Source organism: Brevibacillus sp. FW301-21C12A (assembly GCF_058788915.1).
This window is the reverse complement of the sequence record NZ_JBYTBG010000012.1, coordinates 48,023-67,729: the sequence shown is the minus strand read 5'-3', so window position 1 is coordinate 67,729 and position 19,707 is coordinate 48,023. Positions and strand designations below refer to the sequence as shown.

Genomic DNA, 19,707 nt, shown 5'->3' with positions numbered 1-19,707 from the left:
GGCAGCCTGCTGTATGCCAGGCTGCCTTTGTTCCAAACGATTATTCCGGATGATTGCGGGTTGCGTGACCGGCTTCGTAAGGGGAGGTTACCCCTTCGTACAAAAGGTGCATGCTCATGCCAAGCGCGGCGTGATCCTGGTTGTGGCAATGATCCATCCACAGGCCGGGATTGTCGGCGCGAAAAGCCACTTCATACGTTTCGCCCGGGGCTACATTGAGCGTGTCCGTCCACCATGGACTTCCTGTGACGGGCTTGCCGTTGCGCGTGAGCACTAGCATGTGGTGGCCGTGCAAGTGCATCGGGTGATCCATGAAGCTGCGGTTGACGAACGTCATTTTCACCAGATCGCCCTTGGACACCATCATCATGGGCGTATAGGGGAACACCTGGCCGTTGATGGTCCACAGGCCGTCAAAGCGGCCGTCGTACATCCCGAAGGCGACGTCAAACAGCATCTGGTATTCGCGATCAAAAGGCGAGTTCGAGTCAAAGGGCAACGCCATCGGCGCACCGTAACGGGCGGGATCGAACAGCGGCAAATTGTCTTGCAGGGCAGGCGACTCTCCGCGGCCGTCCGGGCTGAGCAGCAGCCCTTTTTCCCCCGTCTTCCCTTTTCCGGCTTGCGCGAACAACACAGGGCGGTCCGGCATGGTGAAGTACAGGTCGTATCTGCCGCCAGCCGCCAGCTCCAATGCCTGGTTGGCGATCAGGTTCGGCTCGTTTACTTCGTTGCCGTCAATGGCTACAACCTGAAACGAGCTGCCGCAAAGCTGGTAGGTGACAGGCAGGTTTTCCGCGTTGATAAAGCGAAGTCTTACCGGAGTGCCAGGCGAAACCGTTTGCATCGCAAGCGTGTCAGCGCCGTTGATCGTCGCGCCTTCGCCTTTTGGTTTATGATGAATGACCGTGAGATCGCGAATGCTGGAGTCCGCTCCTTGCGCGCTTGCCGCAGGCTCGATCACCAAAGCGCCAAACAGTCCTTTTCGCACCTGGACCGATGCTTGCTGGTGCGAGTGATACCAAAACGTCCCGGCTTGTTCGGCTATGAACCGATAGACGTGCTTTTCGCCGGGGAGCACGGCGTCCTGTGTCGCTCCGGCTACGCCGTCTTCGGCATTGGGGACGTTCAGGCCGTGCCAGTGAATGGTGACGCCATCGGCAATATCTTTGTTTTCCAGCACGACCTCGACCAGCTCGCCCTGCTTGATGCGCAGCTCGGGGCCCGGGTATTGCCCGTTAAAAGTCCACGCCTCCATCGTTTTTCCGGAGGGCAGCCGCACGGTGGCTTTTTGGGCAGTCAGCTTGAATTGCCGATCGGCTTCTCCTTCGCGCGGTCCGGTCAAGTCCGCCACGCTCACCGTCTGAATGGCGGAAGAAGCGCGGTCGTGCCCGGCATGGGCCGATTGCGCGTGAGCAAACAGCCCCGTGCCGTGTCCGGTGTCGATGTTCGTATGATCTGTCATTTTGAACTGCTCAGGCAATTTGCTGGCAAGCAGCGCCTGATTGCCCCAGAAGACGATTCCTGCCGACACGAGCAACAGAACTGCCGTTCCGCGCAAAAAGCGCAAAAACGGCGCAGGCGGCTTCCATTCTCCAGGGCGAAAACAGCGCTGCTGCCGCCACGATTGCATGATCCAGAGTGCTGAGGTGCCTGCTACAAGCACGCCCCAGGCGAGCAGGAGAATCGATGGCTCCAAGGTGACAGCGGGGTAGAAAAATTGCAGGAAGCAGGCCGTCAAGCTGCCGAGGACAGACGCCTGCAACGGAACGATCAGTTCGGGGGCTGACGCCACTTTTCGCAAATCCGCATCGACCAGTTCAGGATCAGATGGCTGTGCGTTGTCGCTTGAAAGCAGTTCCGCCATTTCCGAAGCGGCGGCGTCCTCGGAGAGCAAGGACAGATCGGGATTATCCACGATGTAAGACGGCTTCTCCTTGGACTTGTCCAGCTTTGCCGCCAGTTGCCACAAGCGGGGCAGCGAAATGAATAGAACAGAGAGTAAAGGGACGACCATCAGGGGCAGGAAGCCGAGCGCTTTATCCTTTATGTAAAGCCAACCAAAGGATTGAAAAAACGCCCAAGTGACAAACAGTTGTCCGGCGAATGCGAGTACGGACAGCCAGACAAAAAACAGTGTCCAGCGTGCCTTTTTTGCCAGCGCCCGTCTGGTTGGCTGATAGACGAGCGCCTTGGCTTTAAGCGTAGGGATCAGCGCAGTGAAAACCAAAACGAGAAACAAGCCTTGATGGATCCCGGCGAGCACTTCAAAATCTGCCATAGAATAATTCCTCCCGTAAGCTTTCCATTCTTACATGATAGAGAGGTTCGGCAGTCAACCAAACGTACCCGGGCAGTATTTTCCCTCCGACTCAGGACGGATAACAAAAAGGAAAGGGGAACAGACAGCATGTCTTTTGATTTTGTGGAAACATAACAACGCTCTTTTCGCTGCCGTTCTCCGCCTCAATGGACGGGCTTTTGCAAACAGCTTGCCGTCTACAAAAAAGGAGGAGAACAAGAATGAACAAACAGAAAGAAATCGAAGCTTTGCGACGCGAAGTGGAAGCGCCGTTTGCCGGATGGAATTTCCAGCGGCTGACCGAGACGGGGAGGATGCAGGAAGCTCCTTTGTCCTGGAACTATCCGAGCGTGGTCAAGCAGCACATGAACGGCATCGGCTCCATGCTCGACATGGGCACAGGCGGGGGAGAGCTGCTGGCTTTGCTGCAGCCGCACCCTGCGCGGACATTTGCCACGGAAGGGTATGCGCCAAACGTAGGGGTAGCGCGGGCAAACCTGGAGCCGCTGGGCATTCAGGTGATCGAGGCGGATGGCGAGGATGAGCTTCCTTTTGAAGATCAATCGTTCGAGCTTATCATTAATCGGCACGAATCGTATTTGCCCGAAGAGATTCTCCGGCTGCTTGCGCCCGGCGGAGCCTTTGTCACACAGCAGGTTGGCGGGCAGGATAATCTGGAGCTGAACCGCTTGCTGGGGGCGCCGATCCCGCCGGATTACTTGCACTGGAACCTGGCATTTGCCACCGAGCAGTTGCGGGAAGCAGGCTTTGCCATTTTGCTGCAAAAAGAAGAAATGAGCTTCACCCGTTTCTATGACGTAGGAGCGATTGTGTACTATTTGAAGGCGATCGAATGGCAAATTCGCGATTTCAGCGTGGAGCAATACGCAGAAGCGCTGTTGGACCTCCAAAAGCGGATGGAGCCTCTCGGTTACGTCGATATTCCCAACCATCGCTTCCTGATCGTGGCTACGCCGGAAGTCAAATTTGTTAATAATTAGGCTGCCTTTTGTCGATAAGATAAATAGGGAGTGTTTTGGCAAAAAGCGCCCTTTGTGGCGTTTTTTGTTTGCAGAGGTGTCTTCCTGGGAATGATCTGTCAATCTATCGTATAAGGCAAAGGAGAAGTGAGCAAGGATGAGCAAGAGCCTGGCTAGTCGTGTAGTTGCGCTCGTGGCTGTGATTGTCGTGATTACGATGGCCGTCAATATTTTCATGATTAACTCAAACAGCGCTACTACCGTTGAACGTACGCTTTCACGCTCAAGCATTGGAACCGCTACGCATATTGCCGCAGGGATCGACTCTGAAAAGCTGGCGAAATTTTTGGCCCAGCCCGAGAAAAATGACGATTATCAGTTCCTGCAAAATACGCTGAAAGATTATGTGGAAAAGACCGGGGCACTTTACGTCTACATCCTCCAGGCCGATGGAGAAAAGGTCAAGATCATGGTGGACGGATTGGGGGATGAAAACTTCACGATCGGTCAGCCTACAACTTCGACCACGTTCGCTGACATTTCGCCAGTGCTTCAGGGTGGCACCAGCAGTACGCCAATCGTGCACGATCCGGTGTACGGAGCGTACCTCAGTGCGTTTGCGCCGATTCAGGACCAATCCGGAAAAGTCATCGCCGTGCTTGGCGTCGACACGGCAGCAGAAAAGGTTGAGCAAATAAACGAGCAGGTTCTCGCTGAAATTATGCCGCGCATTATCGCCTCCATGGTTGTTCTCACAGTGATTGCGCTTGTTTCCGTTTACTTTGTGGTGAAAAAAATGTTGCGTCCGCTGGGGGTTGTCCAGGAGGCGTCCACGCGCATTGCGGGTGGGGACCTGACGGAGACGCAAATTCCGGTTGCGAACAGAAATGATGAGATTGGCCGCATTGTGGTGGCATTCGGCGAGATGACGACGCAACTGCGCCAGATCATCGGCGGCGTCAAGGAGACGACGGAGAGCATTGACAATATGGCTGTCTCCATCCGCGAAGGCGCATCGTCTGTTCGCGAGCAAAACCAGAACATAGTCATCACGAGCCAGGAAATTGCTTCCGGCAATGAGCAGACCGCTACCGCGATGGAAACAGCCGTGCAGACGGTACAGGAATTTTTGAGCGAGCTGTCCGAGCTGAATCGCGCGATCGAAGCGATGGACGCGGTGTCCAACCAGGTATCTGACATCGGACAGAGCAGCTATCAGGTGCTGCAAGAGTTTCTCGCCGACGGAACGGAAACAAACCACCAGTTCCACGAAGTGCAAAATACAATGGCGATTCTCGAAGAAAAATCGCGCAGCATCAATGACGTGATTGAAACGATCCAGCAAATCGCCGGACAGACCAACCTGCTCGCCTTGAACGCAGCCATCGAAAGCGCGCGCGCCGGGGAGGCGGGCCGCGGATTTGCGGTAGTCGCCGACGAGGTGCGCAAACTGGCCGAGCAGACGGGAGCGGCGACGCTGGTCATTCAGGAGAGCATCAAGGACATCCAGGACCAGGTGAAGCAGGCGGCGGAAAAGACGAACGCGACTTTGAACCGCTACAACGCCGGAACAGAGCGCCTCGATACGGTGGCAAAAGAAATTACGGAGCTGTCCAATATGACGAACACGCTCAAGGCGTCGCTTGCCAACGTCATGTCCAGCGTGGAAACGATGAAGCACGGTCAAAACAAGGTGAACGAATCGGTCTTGACCGTCACCGCCATTTCCGAGCAGACGGCAGCCGCCACCGAAGAAGTATCGGCCACCATTCACGAAGTCAGCAGCAACGTAGACCAGTTTGTCGTCGAAATTCAGGAGGTCACAGAAAGCATCCAGGAGCTGCGCAGAAAAGTGGACACATTCCGCTTGTAAGCCCAGCCACCGAACGCTGGCATGCTGCGATACGAAAACAGCCCTTCGCCCAGGCTCCAAGTCCTGGCGAAAGGCTGTTTTTTTTGCAGGCGATCATCTCGCTTCGCGCGGGCTACCACATGCCCGCTGCGACGTGCACAGCTACTTGAAGCAGCAGCAAAATCGAGCGCATCCAGACAAACGCGCGCCGTTGCACAGGCGGGGGGACAGGGAAGAGCAAAAGCTCGCTGTTTCGCTTGCTCTGCTGCCGCCAGAGGCCGTTGAGCTGGCTTGCTGTCATCAGCAGCAACAGGGCAGCCGCAACCGTCTTCGTCAGCAGGCTGGGCAGAAGCAGCATGAGCGCGGCGCCGATCAGGACCAGCCGCCCGTACATCCCGGCCAGCTCGCCGGAGCGGAGGAACGTTTTGACGTACAAATGCCGCGCTGTATTCGCCTGGCTGTAGGGCACAAGCTGCGTCAGGGCCGTCAGCCAAAAACGCGGTTTTACCTGGCGCTGCAAGGCGGGAACATCCCGAAAGTTGTTCATGATTTGATAAAAGCGGTGGCGCAAGCGATTTTCCACCGCCAGCAGGCGGTACCATTGCAGCGGCAGCCCGGCCTGGACCTTGCGCATTTGCACATGCAGCCAGACGAGCAGAGCCGCGCCGATCACGCCGGCAAAAGGAACGTGACTGAAGCTGAGAAACTGCCCCGCGCTGAGCACCCATGCGAGCAGGAGATACGACAAGCCGAATCGGGCGAGCGTGTACAGCCGCTCCGTTTTTTTCGCGGACAGCCGCAAAAATATCCAGCTACTGTGAACGTTCCAGCCCTTCAACAGAAACGGAACCAGCCAGTACAGCCACAGTTGCGCCCCAGTTGCCCCGACAACGCCCGCGTACACGGGCGAAAGCAGGAGCAAAAGCACGAACAGTCCGACGCTCTGGACAGCGAAATTGTAGACTTGCGCTTTGCGAAAATAACCGCCCAGCCGCGTCTCGTGCGGAGTGAGAAAGAGCAGGTCCGCTTCCAGCAAAAAGGTGCGGTGAGGGCTGCGCGTGACGAAAAGGGCAATGACCAGCGCCAGGCCGTGCGCCAACGGGAACCAGGGCGGAATCATTGCGATGATTCCGCGGTAATAAAGGGACAGCAATCCGGTAAGAAAGACGGCGATAAACAGGACGCCGCCATTAGCCATGTACTGCGCATACCTGATAAATTCCGTGGAAAAGGCATGCAGTCTCTTCCGAAACAATTGATCCGCATCTATCTTCACTGTTTTTCATCCTCTACGATCTGCAAATAGATGTCATCCAGGGAGTGATTGGACAACCCTGTGAACTGGCGAAGCTCGTCCAGCGTGCCCTGGGCTTTGATTTCCCCTTTGTGCAAAATGATGAAGCGGTCGCAATACTTTTCCGCAGTAGCCAAAATGTGCGTGGACATCAGAATGCCTGCGCCCTGTTCCTTGCAGCGCTGCAGCCACGTCAGCAAGGCGCGGATGCCGAGCGGGTCGAGGCCGAGAATCGGCTCGTCCACGATGTAGAGCGGCGGCTGTACGAGCAGCGCCATCATAATCATGAGCTTTTGCCGCATCCCTTTGGAAAACTGCTGGGGGAAGCGGTTCTTCATCTCTTCCATGCGAAATTCCTTGAGCAGCAGTTCGGCCCGTTTGGCAAACTCTTCTTTGTCCAAGCCGTGGCTCATCGCCATCAGCTCGATGTGCTCCCACAACGTCAGCTCCTCGTAGTAGATGGGAGATTCGGGAATGTAGCCGTAAGAGAGCCGATAGCTGTCCGGCGCGGATTGAAACGATTGGCCCGCAATCTGAATCGAGCCGTCCAGCGGCTGCAAAAGTCCGAGAATGTGCTTGATGGTCGTGCTTTTCCCCGCGCCGTTCAGCCCGATCAGCGCGACGATCTCGTGGGAGTGAATCGCAAACGAAATATTTTTGATGACAGCGTGGCTCGGGGAGTAACCCCCTGTCACGTTGTTTACTTCCAGCAAGGCTGTCATGGTTTCCTCCTTCTCACCATAACGAATGGCAATCGGTCATCCTTCTATTGTAGCGCATCAGCAAAGATTTGGAAAAACTCAAGTGCGCAGCCTTTTTTGCGCGCCGGAGCAAAGGGAAGGGATAACCGTACAAGCAATGGCTTTGCGCCTGACATAAACAAGGTATTACAAGGGACGGAGGAGGTGTGACCTATGACGCCGGGAAAACAGGACAACCAAAGAGACATGGACGCGCATATGCAACGTATCTACCAGAAACTGGACAAATTCGAAGAAAGAACCGATCAGCTTGAGGGACAAATGACGATCGTTACGAAGTGGTTGGAAAGAATCGAGCACAGACTGGAACGCTTGGAAGACGTACGCATTGATTTGCTGCAAGCGATTGCGAAGCTACAGACTGAACTGAAGTTGAGAGAAGAAAAAGCGAATAAAGAGAAAGATATCATCATGCAGCTATTGAACGACGACAATCGGGACAAGGAAAATCTGGCACAGATCATCGAAGGAGAAAAAAGCAGGAGGCAGGAGCGTTTTTTGCAAATATGGGCGGTTTTGGGTCCCGTCATTGCCTCCGTCCTCACTTCTTTTTTTGCCCGATTTTTCATGTAGCCGCAAAAGCTGGCACATAATTATATAAGAATGTGGAAAAGTTGTGTAATCCTCATTCCATTTTTCTACCGTATCTCCTGACTATACTTGGTGGGCAGATAACAGAAAGTGAGGATATCCAAGTGAAGAAGTTCGACGTTTCTATACTTTCGGTTGCCGTTTTGCTGACCGGACTGGCTGTGCTCGGTGTCTACCAGGCAGGAGAGGCAGAGAAAGACCCGGTTCTGGTCAAGGCTGGTGATACCTCGATTACGCAATATCAACTGTACGACGAAATGAAGACGATGTACGGCAAGCAGATGATACACGAGCTGGTCGCCCAGTCGCTGATTTCACAGGAAGCCAAGGCGCAAAACGTTACGGTGACCAAGGAAGAAATGGACAAGGAAATTGCCTCGATGAAAGAACAGGTCGGCTCCGAGGAAGCGTTCAAAAACTACCTCCAGAGCATGGGGATGACCGAGCAAAAGCTGCGTGAGAAGCTGACGGTGCTGATGACCCGCGACAAGCTGCTCGACAAGGCGTTTCCGGTTACGGATGAACAGATCAAGAAATACTACGACGAGAACAAACAGCAGATGGGCTCGCCTGCGCCGGAATTTGAAAAGGTGCGCGATCAGATCAAATCTGTTTTGACCGATAAAAACCGCAGCGAAAACTACAACAATTGGCTGAACGAGATTCAGCAAACGCACAAGGTAGAATGGTACGACCCTTCCTTTGACGATCCAGCCCAGCCTGTAACGGGCTAAGCTTCTCGATCAACAAGACTTTCCCTCTCGCAAGCGACGAGCAGGGGAAGTCTTTTTCTTTGCAGCCAGGGGCAAGTTTTCCATTCCGTTCGTTTAGTAACGGGCACGGGTGGAAAAACTGGATAAATAATTGCCAATGTAAGGGAGCAATGAGATGGCTCAAATTGGCCCCAGCCTGGATGAGAATGTTCGGTATGTAAAAGAGGCGCTAGGATACAGCAATGACATAGTGATCCGCGAACTGGTTCTGGACAGCCGCGAGCCTGTACGCGCTGCTGTTGTGTACACGGATGGCATGGTAGATACCCACATGGTGCAGGGGGTTTTAATCAACAGCCTGCTTTACAAGACGCGCTTTAAAGAACTGGAGCTGGAACGCGAGGAAGAACTCGTCCCCTTTTTAAAAGATGCGGTTTTGACCGTTGGCGATATCGGTGACGTGGACAATTTTCCCGAGATGTTTACGGCCATGCTCTCCGGGTGCGCCATCCTATTCTTGGACGGATATGAACAGGCGATCGCGATCGGCTTGCAGGAATGGAAGGACAGAGGGGTGACCGAGCCGACGGCGCAAACGGTCATTCGCGGTCCGCGCGAAGGTTTCACGGAGAACCTGCGGACGAACGTTACGCTGTTGCGCAGGCGAATCGTCAGTGAAAAGATGTGGGGCGAGACGCGCAGAATCGGGGAAGTGACAAAGACGGAAATCGCGGTCGTGTACATCAAAGGTCTGGTCGAGGAAGGCGTTGTGGAGGAAGTCCGCAGCAGGCTGGACCGGATTGATATGGACGGCATCATGGAGAGCGGGATGATCGAGGAGCTGATCCAGGATGCAGCGTACACGCCGTTTCCGACGATCTCCAACTCCGAGCGCCCCGATGTGGTTGCCTCCAATTTGCTGGAGGGCAGGGTCGCGATCCTGGTGGACGGAACTCCGTTTGTGCTGACCGTGCCTTCTTTGTTCGTCGAGTTTTTTCATTCCGCAGAAGACTACTACCAGCGGGCTGATTTCAGTACGCTGATTCGGATGCTGCGATTTATTTGCTTTTTTATCGCGCTGCTCGCGCCTTCTCTCTATATCGCGATTACCACTTTTCATCAGGAGATGCTGCCGACCCAACTGCTCATCAGTCTGGCGGCGCAACGGGAGGGCGTGCCTTTTCCGGCTTTCGTGGAGGCGGTATTGATGGAGATCGCCTTCGAGATTTTGCGGGAGGCGGGGATTCGCATGCCGCGCGCTGTCGGGCAGGCAATCTCCATTGTCGGGACGCTGGTAATCGGCCAGGCCGCAGTAGAGGCGGGTATCGTGTCTGCGGCGATGGTTATCGTCGTTTCGATTACGGCGATCTCCAGCTTTATTTTTCCGGCGATCAACATGTCGATTCCCGTGCGCATCCTGCGCTTTCCGCTGATGGTGCTGGCGGCCTCCTTCGGCATCTACGGCATCATTGTCGGGGTGCTCGCTCTGGTGCTGCACTTGTGCAGCCTGCGTTCGTTTGGCGTTCCGTACATGAGCACGTTTGCTCCGTTTTCATTCAAGGAGCAGCGGGATACGATCCTGCGCCTTCCCCGTTGGGCCTTGGACAAGCGGCCTGAGTCGATCAGCAAGCGCAACCTGCGCCGCCAGTCAACGAAAATGAAGCCACCCCCGCCCGGCAAGTAGCACACGAAAAGCAAAGGAGTGGACTTCCATGAAAGGCATAAAAGTGCTTCTCTGCATCGCGCTGGTCATGCTCCTGGCCGGTTGCTGGAACCGCAAAGAACTGAACGATCTGGCTATCTGCGTAGGTATCGGAATCGACAAGGCGGAGCACGGCTATACCGTGTCTGTCCAGGTGGTGGACCCGGGGGAAGTAGCAGCCAACAAAGGGAAGCCAGGTAGGGCTCCTGTCACGCTTTTTTCCATGAATGCCCCTACTGTTTTTGAGGCGCTGCGAAAAATGACGACGGTCTCTCCGCGCAAAATCTATATGTCGCATACAAGGATGCTGATACTGGGCGAGGCGATGGCGCGGGAAGGAATTGCTCCCGTGCTTGATTTTGTGTCGCGCGACCATGAATTTCGCACGGATTTTTACATTGCTGTGGCGCGCGGAACGACGGCGAGCAGTATTTTGAAAGTGATTACGCCGCTTGAGCAAATCCCGTCCAACGAGCTGTTCGCCTCGCTGGAAACGTCCTCTAAAGCATGGGCTCCGACTGTTGCGGTGACGCTGGATCAGTTGATTGCGGATTTGACGAACAACGGTAAGCAGGCAGTGCTGACGGGCATTCGCTTGACTGGTCCGGCGGTGGAGGGGGATCGGCGGAGCAATGTGGAGCAGATTGATTCCAACGTGCTGCTGGAATACTCCACGTTGGCGGCGTTTCGCGGAGACAAGCTGATCGGCTGGCTCAACGAAGCGGACAGCAAAGCGTACAACTACATTGCCGGAAACGTGAAAAGTACGGCGGGCAGCCTTCCGTGCAAAGGCGGAGGAAGAATGACGATGGAAGTCATGAATGCCGATTCCAAGATCAAGGCCAGCCTGAAAAACGGCAAGCCGGAAATCACGGTTCTGATCCAGTTGGAAAATGACGTCGGCGAGGTGCAGTGCAATATTGATCTGACGAAGATGGAGACGATCGAGCAAGTGGAAAAAGACGCAGAAAAAGGGATGGTCGAGAGTGGAATGCGCGCTGTCGCCTACGCCAAAAAAAGAGGCGTAGACATTTTCGGCTTCGGCGATGCGATTCACCGCAAATACCCGAAAGTGTGGAAGCAACTGGAGAAAAACTGGGACAAGGAATTTGCCAAGCTGCCGGTGCATATCCAGGCGGAGGTCAAAATCAGGCGGTTGGGGACGATCAGCAACGCCTTCAAAGAAAAGTGACCGAGCGAGGAGGAGGATAAATGTCTACGCTGACAGTTGTGCTCGTCTCGATTATCGTCTGCCTGTATGAGCTGCCCAGACTGATCCGCCAGAGGCAGAAAAAAGAAATGACCGTCTTCGTCGCGATGCTTGTCATCAGTGTCGGGCTGTACGCCGCCACGCAATACGGGCGGCTTGCCAACCCTGTGTATGTGATGGAATGGATTTTCAAGCCGATGAGCGATGTCATTAGCAGTTGGCTGCGTTGACAAGGGGGAGGATGGCGGGGATTGTCGGCCAAAAGCGGGGCATACTGAGAAGACCCCAGCATAAGGAGTGGGAACAAACGTGGACGGTCTTTGGATGAAGTTGCTTGTAAGCCCGATCTTGGTTGTTTTGGCCGATGCGCTCTTTCCCGAGGTGAATTTTGCGAACTTGTACCAGTCGGTCGGAGTGGGGTTCGTGCTCGCTCTCGCCGGTTTTTTTCTGGACAGGGCCATTCTCGCGCCCGGCAGTCTTTGGCTTACGACCGCTATTGATTTCATCATCGGCTTTCTCATCGTCTACGGCAGCGTCGTCTTTTTGCCAGAGGCCCAGGTTTCGCCGATAGGAGCGGGATTTGTCGCGATCTTTTACGGGGTGGCCGAATATTTGCAGCATACGTGGTTGCTTAGAGCCATCCGTTCGGGAAATGAATAGAGCCGCGCATGATGAAGGACAGCTCCGACGTCTAAAGAAGACGGGAGGCTGTCCTTTTTGCTGTTGCTTGGGTCTACGAGAAAAGCGGTGGCGTTCAGTCTGCGCGGTGGGAGGAAGGCGACAGCTTTTTGACAACCAGCCGCTCGATCCAGCGCCAGGGAAGCAGCGTTTTTGCCGCGAGCATCAGCACCGTGCTTCGCCCGACCGGATAGCGAAAGCGGGGAGCGGGGCTGGTCGCGGCGCGGACGATTGCGGAGATGACGGCGTCCGGCTCCGGGGCAGACCGCATGATTGATTCCACATGCTGGCGCAGCAGCTTCATTTGCCCGGCATAGGCGGAGTCGGAGTCTGGGACAGGCTGCTGGGTTTGCAACGCCTTTTCCCAGATCGGAGTGCGATACGAGCCTGGCTCGATGACGCTCACATAAACGTGATAGGGCAGCATCTCCAGGCGCAACGACTCGCTGAAGCCTTCGACTGCGTGCTTGGAAGCGGCGTAGGGCGAGAGGCCGGGGAAGCCGAAGCGGCCGCTGATGCTGCTCAGATTGATGATCCTTCCTGCTTGTTGTCGCCGCATGTGCGGCAGCACGGCGCGAGTGACGTCGATCAGGCCGAACACGTTGACTGCAAACTGGCTGCGCCAGTGCTCGGGAGGGATTTCCTCGGCAAAGCCGCCGTAGGCGCAGCCTGCATTGTTGAGCAACAGGTCGATGCGGCCGTGCCGTTCGATGATGCTGGTGATCGCCTGCTCAATTTCGGCGGGGCGAGTGACGTCCAAGGAAATCACTTCCATATGTTCGCTTGCTATATGCAAGTTTGCGATTTTGTCAAGAGGGCCCCTTTTTTCCAGGTCGCGCATGGAAGCGATTACGTAAAATCCGGCCTTGACTAATGCCACAGAAGCGTTCATTCCAAAGCCGCTAGAGGTTCCAGTGATTAGTGCTATTGGTCTTTTTTGCATGCGAATCTCCTTTAACTTCCCTGAACTGGTTACATTTCTCTTGAAAGTTCACAAATTTGTTCATAAATTTGTTAACAAAATCATAACAAATAGCCTTTAGATTAAGGAAAATTTATGTATACTTAAATGGTTACCACGCACTGGTAGAAGTCTGCTTTCTTGGCCTTTACTCTTTTTGTTTGTTTTAGAAATGACTGCTAATCCTTTTCCTGATTGGGTATGATAGTTGGGGAAAGTATAGCTAGCTATTTCTTACGCAAATGAAAGAGTACGTAAGCTTCTAGTTGTAAGCGTGGCTAGAACGTTACCAACACGAAGAAAGAGGGGTTCATTGGTATGAAGGGTTGGCAACAGTTTTGGCGTCAGCTTTCTCTTTTTGGTCTGCTGGCGCTGGTGTTAACCGGGTGTGGCAAAGATGAGCTCTCAGCGCTCAAGCCTTCCGGCCCGGTGGCTGCGATGCAGTATGACCTGATGAAGCTGTCCTCCGCTATCATGATCGGCGTCTTCATTGTCGTTATGCTGATCTTTACGTACGTCCTTATTCGATATCGTAAGCGCCCGGGACAGCAAGGCGTTCCAAAACAGGTCGAAGGCAATCATGCACTTGAGATTCTTTGGACGGTTATTCCTTTCCTGCTCCTGATTGTCATGGCGATTCCAACCGTTACGACCGGTTTCGCTCTGCACAAGGAATATCCAAAAGAGGAAGCGCTTCAAGTGAAGGTAATCGCTCACCAGTTCTGGTGGGAGTTCGAGTACCCTGATCTGGGAGTAGCAACCGCACAAGACCTCGTTCTGCCAGTTGGCAAAAAGGTTCAGTTCCACGTGACCTCTGCTGACGTAATGCACGCATTCTGGATTCCGGCATTGGGCGGCAAGATCGACACCAACCCAGGCCAGGAAAACAAGATTTGGCTGCAAGCAGACAAGACAGGCATTTTCTACGGTAAATGCGCGGAGCTCTGTGGAGCGTCCCATGCCTTGATGGACTTCAAGGTGGAAGTAATGGACCAGGCTGCATTTGACAACTGGGCAAACGGCATGAAGGGCGTTCAGTCCAAAGAGCCGGTAGCTGCAACATCCCCAGGTGCTGCACAAGGTCAAGAAATCTTCAACAAAAGCTGTCTCGGCTGTCATGCCATTGCCGGCAAAGGCGGCAAACTGGGTCCAAACCTGACCAACTTCGCGGATCGCGAGCGCGTAGCAGGTATTCTCGCCCATACGCCTGAGAATGTGGCAGAGTGGCTGAAAGATCCGCAAAAGGTGAAACCGGGCAACAACATGCCTAACCTCAACCTCGACGATGCACAAGTGAAAGCGCTTGTAGAGTACATGTCTACACTCAGCGTGAAGTAATTACCGTAATGAAATGACATTCGTCATAGGCAGTTACGCTTAAAAAGGAGGTAAACCTGTGTCTGCACATGCTTCTCACGCACCCGCGCCAAAACGTTCAGGGCTGTGGGATTGGCTCACGACAGTGGATCACAAGAAGATCGCGATCCTGTACTTGATTGCCGGCGGAATTTTCTTTCTGGCTGGCGGTTTCGAAGCCCTGCTGATCCGTTTGCAGTTGATGTATCCAGAAGCTCAAGTGGTTGGTGCCAAGACATTTAACGAACTGATTACCATGCACGGCACCACGATGATTTTCTTGGCAGTCATGCCGGTCATCTTCGCGCTGATGAACGCGGTCGTTCCGCTGCAAATTGGCGCACGCGACGTAGCATTCCCATTTGTTAACTCTCTCGGTTTCTGGCTCTTCTTCTTCGGGGGAGTGCTCTTGAACACCAGTTGGTTCCTTGGTGGAGCGCCAGATGCCGGATGGACATCTTATACAACTTTGGCTTTGAACCAATTTAGCGGCCGCGGGGTAGACTTCTACGTTCTCGGTCTGCAAATTGCCGGTCTTGGTACGCTGATCGGTGGTATCAACTTCCTGGTTACCATCATCAACATGCGTGCTCCAGGTATGACATTCATGCGTATGCCAATGTTCACCTGGGCGTCTTTTGTAACATCCGGCCTGATTCTGTTCGCGTTCCCTGCGATTACAGTCGGCCTGGTTCTGTTGATGTTCGACCGTCTGTTCGGCGGTAACTTTTTCAATCCGGACGCTGGTGGTAATGTTGTCATTTGGCAGCACTTGTTCTGGATTTTCGGTCACCCCGAAGTATACATCCTGATTCTCCCGGCATTCGGTGTGATTTCTGAAGTCATTTCCACCTTCTCCAGAAAGCGCCTGTTCGGTTACAGCTCCATGGTATTCGCAACCGCGCTGATCGGCTTCCTTGGCTTCATGGTGTGGGCTCACCACATGTTTACAACCGGTTTGGGCGCTATCGCCAATACGCTGTTCGGTCTGGCAACGATGTTGATTGCGGTGCCTACGGGTATCAAAATCTTCAACTGGCTTTTGACCATGTGGGGCGGACAAATCCGCTTCCCTACCGCAAACCTGTTTGCAGTAGGCTTCATCCCGACGTTTACAATCGGTGGTATGACAGGGGTTATGCTCGCGGTTCCGCCGGCTGACTACCAATACCATGACAGTTACTTCGTAGTAGCGCACTTCCACTACGTTATCGTAGGGGGTCTTGTGTTCGGTCTGTTCGCAGGTCTGTACTACTGGTGGCCGAAGATGTTCGGGAAAATGCTCAATGAAACACTTGGTAAATGGAACTTCTGGACGTTCTTCATCGGCTTCCATCTTACCTTCTTCCCGCAGCACTTCCTTGGCTTGATGGGGATGCCGCGCCGCGTCTACACGTTCCTGAAAGGTCAGGATCTCGATGTCGGGAACTTCATCAGTACGATCGGGGTATTCGGTATGACGATCGGTACCATCCTGTTCCTGGTTAACGTCGTTGTTTCCGCAAAAGGCAAACGCGCTCCTGCAGACCCGTGGGATGGACGTTCGCTTGAGTGGTCGATTCCGTCGCCACCGCCTGAGTACAACTTTGCGCAAACACCGCTGGTTCGCGGTCTGGATGCATTCTGGATTGAGAAAATGGCTGGCAACAAAGGCATGACACCTGCTGAACCGCTTGGTGACATCCACATGCCGTCGCCATCGTTCCTGCCTTTCCTGATGTCTGTAGGCTTGTTTGTTGCGGGTTACGGCTTCATGTACCACAACTACTTTGTCGTGGTTATCGGCTTGCTCGTGACATTCGCCAGCATGTTCGCCCGTTCTGTAAAAGACGATCCTGGTTATCATATTCATGAGGACGAAATCGAAGAGAAAGGGGTTAAGGCTTAATGGCTACACATCATGCAAACGCAGTATTACCTGATGAACCGGAAAAAGCCACCCTTGAAGGCAAGAACAAGATTCTTGGCTTCTGGCTCTTCCTTGGCGGGGAGACAGTTCTTTTCGGTTCCTTGTTCGCAACATTCATCGCGCTCCGCGATCAAGTAAACGGCGGTCCTACATCGCAGCAACTGTTCGACATGCCGCTGGTTGCAGCCGCAACGCTGATCCTGCTTACCAGCTCGATGACAAGTGTTATGGCTACGCTCGCCCTGCACAAGAAAAACCTGAAGATGATTCAGGTATGGCTGACCATCACTGTACTGCTCGGCCTCGGGTTCCTTGCGCTGGAGATTTACGAGTTCGTGCATTACGTGCATGAAGGCCACAAAATCTCGACGAGTGCATTCGGTTCCGCGTTCTATACGCTGGTTGGCTTCCACGGGGGCCACGTAGCGTTCGGGATTTTGTGGATCATCCTGTTGCAGTTGTCGGCAGTGAAAAAAGGTCTGACGGTAGTAACGGCTCCGAAGTTCTACCTGGCCTGCTTGTATTGGCACTTTATCGACGTAGTGTGGGTGTTCATCTTTACCGTTGTATATCTTATGGGTATGATCGGTGGAAAGGTGGGGTAATCTATGGGAGCACATGCTCAAAATGAAGAGGTACGCAAGCCGAAAGTAAAACACGACAGTCCTAAACGACACGTAGTGGCTTTCATCGGATCTCTCGTATTGACCGCACTGGCATTTATTGCAGTAGCGTATGAAGTGGTTCCGGCAGGTTTCACCGTACCGTTCATCGTCGTACTGGCCTTCGTTCAGGCGCTCTTCCAACTGTTTGTTTGGATGCACATGGACCAAAAAGGCCATGAGTTTGCACGAGTCAGCATTTTCGCCGGGTTGTTCTTTATTCTGGTTGCGATAATCGTCTTCGTTTACTGGGTGTGGATTTAGAACGCCAGGCGCGACAAAGAGGGCAGACGCCATGTCTGTCCTCTTTTTTTACAGATAAGAATGGATAAGGTTCTTATCCCGTATAGGGGCAACTAAGGCTGCGCCCATGGCTTGGCGCAGCCAAGTTTTCTGATCGGCTGTCGGAAGTCATTTCTGGCAGCCATTTTTTTGTACTATCGAAGCAAAACAAAGATAAGCATGATGATAGTAGCAGGTTTTGCACCAGAAGATTCCGGCGACAGAGTTTTCTTGCTTTTTGAAAAATACTTGCACCTGTCGGAAAGGCTTTATATAATAAAAATATAAACATGCGTTAAAATAACGTTATATCATTATCTCGTCACATGTTTTGCGAAATAAACTGATGAAAGCAGGGATCGTAATGGTGAAATTGGTGGCAATTTATCGCAAGCCTGAAGATATCGAGGCTTTTGACAAGCACTATTTCGAAGTGCACGCTGCACTCGCAGAAAAAATGCCTGGCCTGGTCAAGATGGAAGTGAGCAAGGTTTACGGCACGCCAATGGGCGAGTCCGATCTGCACCTGATCGCAGAAATGTACTTTGAAACAAAAGAGGCTCTGTTGGAAGCGTTGTCATCTCCAGAGGGACGTGCAGCAGGAAAAGACTTGCGTGGATTTGCCGGCCAAGTGGTGTCCATGCATTTTGCTGAAGTGGTCTAATCGATGAGCGGGAAAACATTTGTCGACGAGCGAGAGCTTCATCGCAAGCACTACGATGAAATTTGCGAAAAGCTGAAGCAAGACCAATTTGCCCAATTTTTAGGCGTCAAGCTGATCGAGCTTGGGGAAGGGACGGCGACAGCGGAAGTGACCGTGGCCGAACACATGCTGAACGCACACGGCACAGCGCATGGCGCGATCATTTTCTCCCTGGCTGATTTTGTTTTCGCAGCAGCCTGTAATTCCTACGGCAAAACATCCGTGGCGTTGTCTATGAACATCGGATTTTTGGCCGCAGCCATGAAAGGAAACCGACTGGTGGCAACTGCCACGGAGGAGAAGAAGAACAACCGGACAGCCTGGTACCGCATCCGTGTAGAAACCGAGCATGGCCTGGTAGCGACATTGGACGCCCTGGCGTATCGGAAAAACGAATACTTCGTCGCGATTGACGAACCGAACTAAACCAAATGCGAAAATCAGACAGGGAAAGGAAGCCGAATGCGAGGAGCACAGGCTCCTTTCACTGTTTCACGAGGATACTAACACGGGGGCGAGAGGATGACAGTGGAAATCCGCAATCGTTTTAACCACTACCTGGGCATAGAAGTCGTACATCGAGATGAACAGGGCTGCAAGGTAGCGCTGAAAATTCGCCCTGAGCTGTTCAATAGCATCGATGGCGTCGTGCATGGAGGCGTAACGGCGACACTGGCTGATGTAGCGATGGGACATGGAGCCGCTCCCCATGTAGACGGTGTGCAACAATGCGTCACGGTAGAGAGCAAGATTCAATATTTGTACCCTGCTCGCGGAGAGCGGCTGGAAGCCGAATCGCGCGTTTTGAAGCAGGGAAAAAGCCTGATTATTATGGAAGCGCGCGTGACCTGCGACGGGAAGCTGGTTGCTTTTGCGACAGGGACGTATGCGCGGGTCAACCCGAACCGCTAACCGCACTGGAGGAAATGGCTGCACAAGGAGGACGCAGAGCATGGAGGAAACCGTTCGCTTTGAACGAGACGGCCACGTGGCGATCATCACGCTGAACCGTCCGGATGAGCTGAATGCACTGAACTACGATACGCTGGAACGTCTGGGTGACCTGATCGAGCAGGTGCGGCTGGAGTCAAAAGACATCCGCGTCCTGCTGATAAAAGGCGAAGGCCGGGCGTTTTGCGCAGGGGCCGATTTGAAAGAACGCCGCACGTTAAACGAGCAGCAAGTACGGCGCAACGTCCGCAAAATTCGCGATGTGTTCACCGCGTTGGAGCGGCTGCCACAGCCGACGATTGCGCTGATTAACGGCTTTGCCTTTGGCGGAGGCTTCGAGCTGGCGCTTGCCTGCGACTTCCGCTACGCACTGGAAGACGCCAAGATGGGGCTGACTGAGGTGAGCCTGGGCATCATTCCAGGGGCAGGGGGGACGCAGCGTTTGTCCCGGCTGATCGGTCCGGCCAAAGCGAAAGAGCTGATTTTGACGGCACGCCGCATTCAGGCGACGGAAGCCAACCGCTTAGGAATCGTGAATGGGACAGCCCGCGATCAGGAAGAATTGCATGCGCTGGCAATGGGACTGGCCCATGAAATTCTCGACAACGCGCCGCTCGCCGTCTATCAGGCAAAAGCCGCCATCGACCGCGGCAGCAGCGTCGATTTGCAAACAGGGCTGGATGTAGAAACGATGTGCTACGAGGTCATTATTCCAACCAAAGACCGTCTGGAGGCGCTGGAAGCGTTCCGCGAAAAGCGCAAACCTGTATTCAAGGGCGAATAAGCAGCAAGCATGCAAA

At 53.7% G+C, this 19,707-nt stretch carries 20 protein-coding genes; 16 read left to right on the top strand and 4 right to left on the bottom strand.

The genetic code is table 11. The features are described 5' to 3' along the window. Nucleotides 1–40: 40 nt before the first annotated feature. Complete coding sequence (locus AC3WQH_RS10200; protein ID WP_492332015.1) at nt 41–2,281, bottom strand: multicopper oxidase family protein; 2,241 nt, start codon at nt 2,279–2,281, stop codon at nt 41–43. Between the two features lie 242 nt (nt 2,282–2,523). On the opposite strand from AC3WQH_RS10200, the gene AC3WQH_RS10195 reads away from it, so the two are divergent. Both AC3WQH_RS10195 and AC3WQH_RS10190 read left to right on the top strand, forming a co-directional pair. Beyond that, nucleotides 2,524–3,303, top strand: coding sequence for a class I SAM-dependent methyltransferase (locus AC3WQH_RS10195; protein WP_025848294.1), 780 nt, complete (start codon nt 2,524–2,526; stop codon nt 3,301–3,303). Nucleotides 3,304–3,439: 136 nt separating this feature from the next. After that, nucleotides 3,440–5,155 carry a methyl-accepting chemotaxis protein gene (locus tag AC3WQH_RS10190; RefSeq protein ID WP_005830685.1) on the top strand — a complete coding sequence of 572 codons (1,716 nt, stop codon included), beginning with the start codon at nt 3,440–3,442 and terminating at the stop codon, nt 5,153–5,155. Nucleotides 5,156–5,267: 112 nt separating this feature from the next. Here the strand turns inward: AC3WQH_RS10190 and AC3WQH_RS10185 are convergent, their stop codons facing one another. After that, nucleotides 5,268–6,410 (bottom strand): ABC transporter permease, encoded by a 1,143-nt coding sequence (locus AC3WQH_RS10185; protein WP_492332014.1) that lies wholly within the window; start codon nt 6,408–6,410, stop codon nt 5,268–5,270. Then, the gene (locus AC3WQH_RS10180) at nt 6,407–7,150 is read right to left on the bottom strand and encodes an ABC transporter ATP-binding protein (protein ID WP_005830689.1); all 744 of its coding nucleotides are present in this window, start codon (nt 7,148–7,150) and stop codon (nt 6,407–6,409) included. The genes AC3WQH_RS10185 and AC3WQH_RS10180 overlap by 4 nt, the downstream gene beginning before the upstream one ends. A gap of 192 nt (nt 7,151–7,342) precedes the next feature. On the opposite strand from AC3WQH_RS10180, the gene AC3WQH_RS10175 reads away from it, so the two are divergent. The 6 genes from AC3WQH_RS10175 (at nt 7,343) to AC3WQH_RS10150 (ending at nt 12,065) form a co-directional block, all read left to right on the top strand. Then, nucleotides 7,343–7,762, top strand: coding sequence for a hypothetical protein (locus AC3WQH_RS10175; protein ID WP_025848297.1), 420 nt, complete (start codon nt 7,343–7,345; stop codon nt 7,760–7,762). Nucleotides 7,763–7,884: 122 nt separating this feature from the next. Then, nucleotides 7,885–8,514: a SurA N-terminal domain-containing protein gene (locus tag AC3WQH_RS10170; RefSeq protein ID WP_005830692.1), complete on the top strand. Its 630-nt coding sequence runs from the start codon at nt 7,885–7,887 to the stop codon at nt 8,512–8,514. A gap of 154 nt (nt 8,515–8,668) precedes the next feature. Then, nucleotides 8,669–10,177 carry a spore germination protein gene (locus AC3WQH_RS10165; RefSeq protein ID WP_492332013.1) on the top strand — a complete coding sequence of 503 codons (1,509 nt, stop codon included), beginning with the start codon at nt 8,669–8,671 and terminating at the stop codon, nt 10,175–10,177. Between the two features lie 28 nt (nt 10,178–10,205). Then, on the top strand, nt 10,206–11,387 hold the full coding sequence (locus AC3WQH_RS10160; RefSeq protein WP_005830696.1) for a Ger(x)C family spore germination protein: 1,182 nt from the start codon (nt 10,206–10,208) through the stop codon (nt 11,385–11,387). Nucleotides 11,388–11,407: 20 nt separating this feature from the next. Further along, nucleotides 11,408–11,635, top strand: a complete 228-nt coding sequence (locus AC3WQH_RS10155) for a hypothetical protein (protein ID WP_005830697.1) — start codon at nt 11,408–11,410, stop codon at nt 11,633–11,635. 94 nt (nt 11,636–11,729) lie between these two features. Next, a complete protein-coding gene (locus AC3WQH_RS10150; RefSeq protein WP_237716631.1) occupies nt 11,730–12,065 on the top strand; it encodes a hypothetical protein in 336 nt (111 codons plus the stop codon). A gap of 94 nt (nt 12,066–12,159) precedes the next feature. Here the strand turns inward: AC3WQH_RS10150 and AC3WQH_RS10145 are convergent, their stop codons facing one another. Continuing rightward, complete coding sequence (locus tag AC3WQH_RS10145; RefSeq protein ID WP_007782948.1) at nt 12,160–13,026, bottom strand: SDR family oxidoreductase; 867 nt, start codon at nt 13,024–13,026, stop codon at nt 12,160–12,162. A gap of 336 nt (nt 13,027–13,362) precedes the next feature. Between AC3WQH_RS10145 and coxB the strand changes: the two genes are divergently transcribed. The 8 genes from coxB (at nt 13,363) to AC3WQH_RS10105 (ending at nt 19,691) form a co-directional block, all read left to right on the top strand. Then, the gene (coxB, locus tag AC3WQH_RS10140; RefSeq protein ID WP_005830702.1) at nt 13,363–14,382 is read left to right on the top strand and encodes a cytochrome c oxidase subunit II; all 1,020 of its coding nucleotides are present in this window, start codon (nt 13,363–13,365) and stop codon (nt 14,380–14,382) included. A gap of 58 nt (nt 14,383–14,440) precedes the next feature. Further along, nucleotides 14,441–16,288 (top strand): cytochrome c oxidase subunit I, encoded by a 1,848-nt coding sequence (gene ctaD / locus AC3WQH_RS10135; protein ID WP_005830704.1) that lies wholly within the window; start codon nt 14,441–14,443, stop codon nt 16,286–16,288. Further along, nucleotides 16,288–16,914, top strand: coding sequence for a cytochrome (ubi)quinol oxidase subunit III (locus AC3WQH_RS10130; RefSeq protein ID WP_005830705.1), 627 nt, complete (start codon nt 16,288–16,290; stop codon nt 16,912–16,914). Before ctaD ends, AC3WQH_RS10130 begins: the two co-directional genes overlap by 1 nt. Before the next feature lie 3 nt (nt 16,915–16,917). Beyond that, a complete protein-coding gene (locus AC3WQH_RS10125) occupies nt 16,918–17,235 on the top strand; it encodes a cytochrome C oxidase subunit IV family protein (RefSeq protein WP_005830707.1) in 318 nt (105 codons plus the stop codon). 382 nt (nt 17,236–17,617) lie between these two features. After that, nucleotides 17,618–17,917 (top strand): EthD family reductase, encoded by a 300-nt coding sequence (locus AC3WQH_RS10120; protein WP_005830709.1) that lies wholly within the window; start codon nt 17,618–17,620, stop codon nt 17,915–17,917. A 3-nt stretch (nt 17,918–17,920) separates the two neighbouring features. Then, on the top strand, nt 17,921–18,382 hold the full coding sequence (locus AC3WQH_RS10115; RefSeq protein WP_005830711.1) for a hotdog fold thioesterase: 462 nt from the start codon (nt 17,921–17,923) through the stop codon (nt 18,380–18,382). 96 nt (nt 18,383–18,478) lie between these two features. After that, nucleotides 18,479–18,868: a PaaI family thioesterase gene (locus AC3WQH_RS10110; RefSeq protein ID WP_005830712.1), complete on the top strand. Its 390-nt coding sequence runs from the start codon at nt 18,479–18,481 to the stop codon at nt 18,866–18,868. 40 nt (nt 18,869–18,908) lie between these two features. Beyond that, nucleotides 18,909–19,691 carry an enoyl-CoA hydratase-related protein gene (locus tag AC3WQH_RS10105; protein ID WP_238502991.1) on the top strand — a complete coding sequence of 261 codons (783 nt, stop codon included), beginning with the start codon at nt 18,909–18,911 and terminating at the stop codon, nt 19,689–19,691. Nucleotides 19,692–19,707: the final 16 nt, after the last annotated feature.

Excerpts from the sequence above, each read along its gene's own strand:
- AC3WQH_RS10115 (WP_005830711.1), top strand. The coding sequence starts at position 17,921 with ATGAGCGGGAAAACATTTGTCGACGAGCGAGAGCTTCATCGCAAGCAC.
- AC3WQH_RS10190 (WP_005830685.1), top strand. The coding sequence starts at position 3,440 with ATGAGCAAGAGCCTGGCTAGTCGTGTAGTTGCGCTCGTGGCTGTGATT.
- AC3WQH_RS10180 (WP_005830689.1), bottom strand. The coding sequence starts at position 7,150 with ATGACAGCCTTGCTGGAAGTAAACAACGTGACAGGGGGTTACTCCCCG.
- AC3WQH_RS10145 (WP_007782948.1), bottom strand. The coding sequence starts at position 13,026 with ATGCAAAAAAGACCAATAGCACTAATCACTGGAACCTCTAGCGGCTTT.
- AC3WQH_RS10155 (WP_005830697.1), top strand. The coding sequence starts at position 11,408 with ATGTCTACGCTGACAGTTGTGCTCGTCTCGATTATCGTCTGCCTGTAT.
- AC3WQH_RS10120 (WP_005830709.1), top strand. The coding sequence starts at position 17,618 with ATGGTGAAATTGGTGGCAATTTATCGCAAGCCTGAAGATATCGAGGCT.
- AC3WQH_RS10105 (WP_238502991.1), top strand. The coding sequence starts at position 18,909 with ATGGAGGAAACCGTTCGCTTTGAACGAGACGGCCACGTGGCGATCATC.
- AC3WQH_RS10110 (WP_005830712.1), top strand. The coding sequence starts at position 18,479 with ATGACAGTGGAAATCCGCAATCGTTTTAACCACTACCTGGGCATAGAA.
- AC3WQH_RS10160 (WP_005830696.1), top strand. The coding sequence starts at position 10,206 with ATGAAAGGCATAAAAGTGCTTCTCTGCATCGCGCTGGTCATGCTCCTG.
- AC3WQH_RS10200 (WP_492332015.1), bottom strand. The coding sequence starts at position 2,281 with ATGGCAGATTTTGAAGTGCTCGCCGGGATCCATCAAGGCTTGTTTCTC.
- AC3WQH_RS10165 (WP_492332013.1), top strand. The coding sequence starts at position 8,669 with ATGGCTCAAATTGGCCCCAGCCTGGATGAGAATGTTCGGTATGTAAAA.
- AC3WQH_RS10130 (WP_005830705.1), top strand. The coding sequence starts at position 16,288 with ATGGCTACACATCATGCAAACGCAGTATTACCTGATGAACCGGAAAAA.
- AC3WQH_RS10150 (WP_237716631.1), top strand. The coding sequence starts at position 11,730 with ATGAAGTTGCTTGTAAGCCCGATCTTGGTTGTTTTGGCCGATGCGCTC.
- AC3WQH_RS10175 (WP_025848297.1), top strand. The coding sequence starts at position 7,343 with ATGACGCCGGGAAAACAGGACAACCAAAGAGACATGGACGCGCATATG.
- AC3WQH_RS10125 (WP_005830707.1), top strand. The coding sequence starts at position 16,918 with ATGGGAGCACATGCTCAAAATGAAGAGGTACGCAAGCCGAAAGTAAAA.
- AC3WQH_RS10195 (WP_025848294.1), top strand. The coding sequence starts at position 2,524 with ATGAACAAACAGAAAGAAATCGAAGCTTTGCGACGCGAAGTGGAAGCG.
- coxB (WP_005830702.1), top strand. The coding sequence starts at position 13,363 with ATGAAGGGTTGGCAACAGTTTTGGCGTCAGCTTTCTCTTTTTGGTCTG.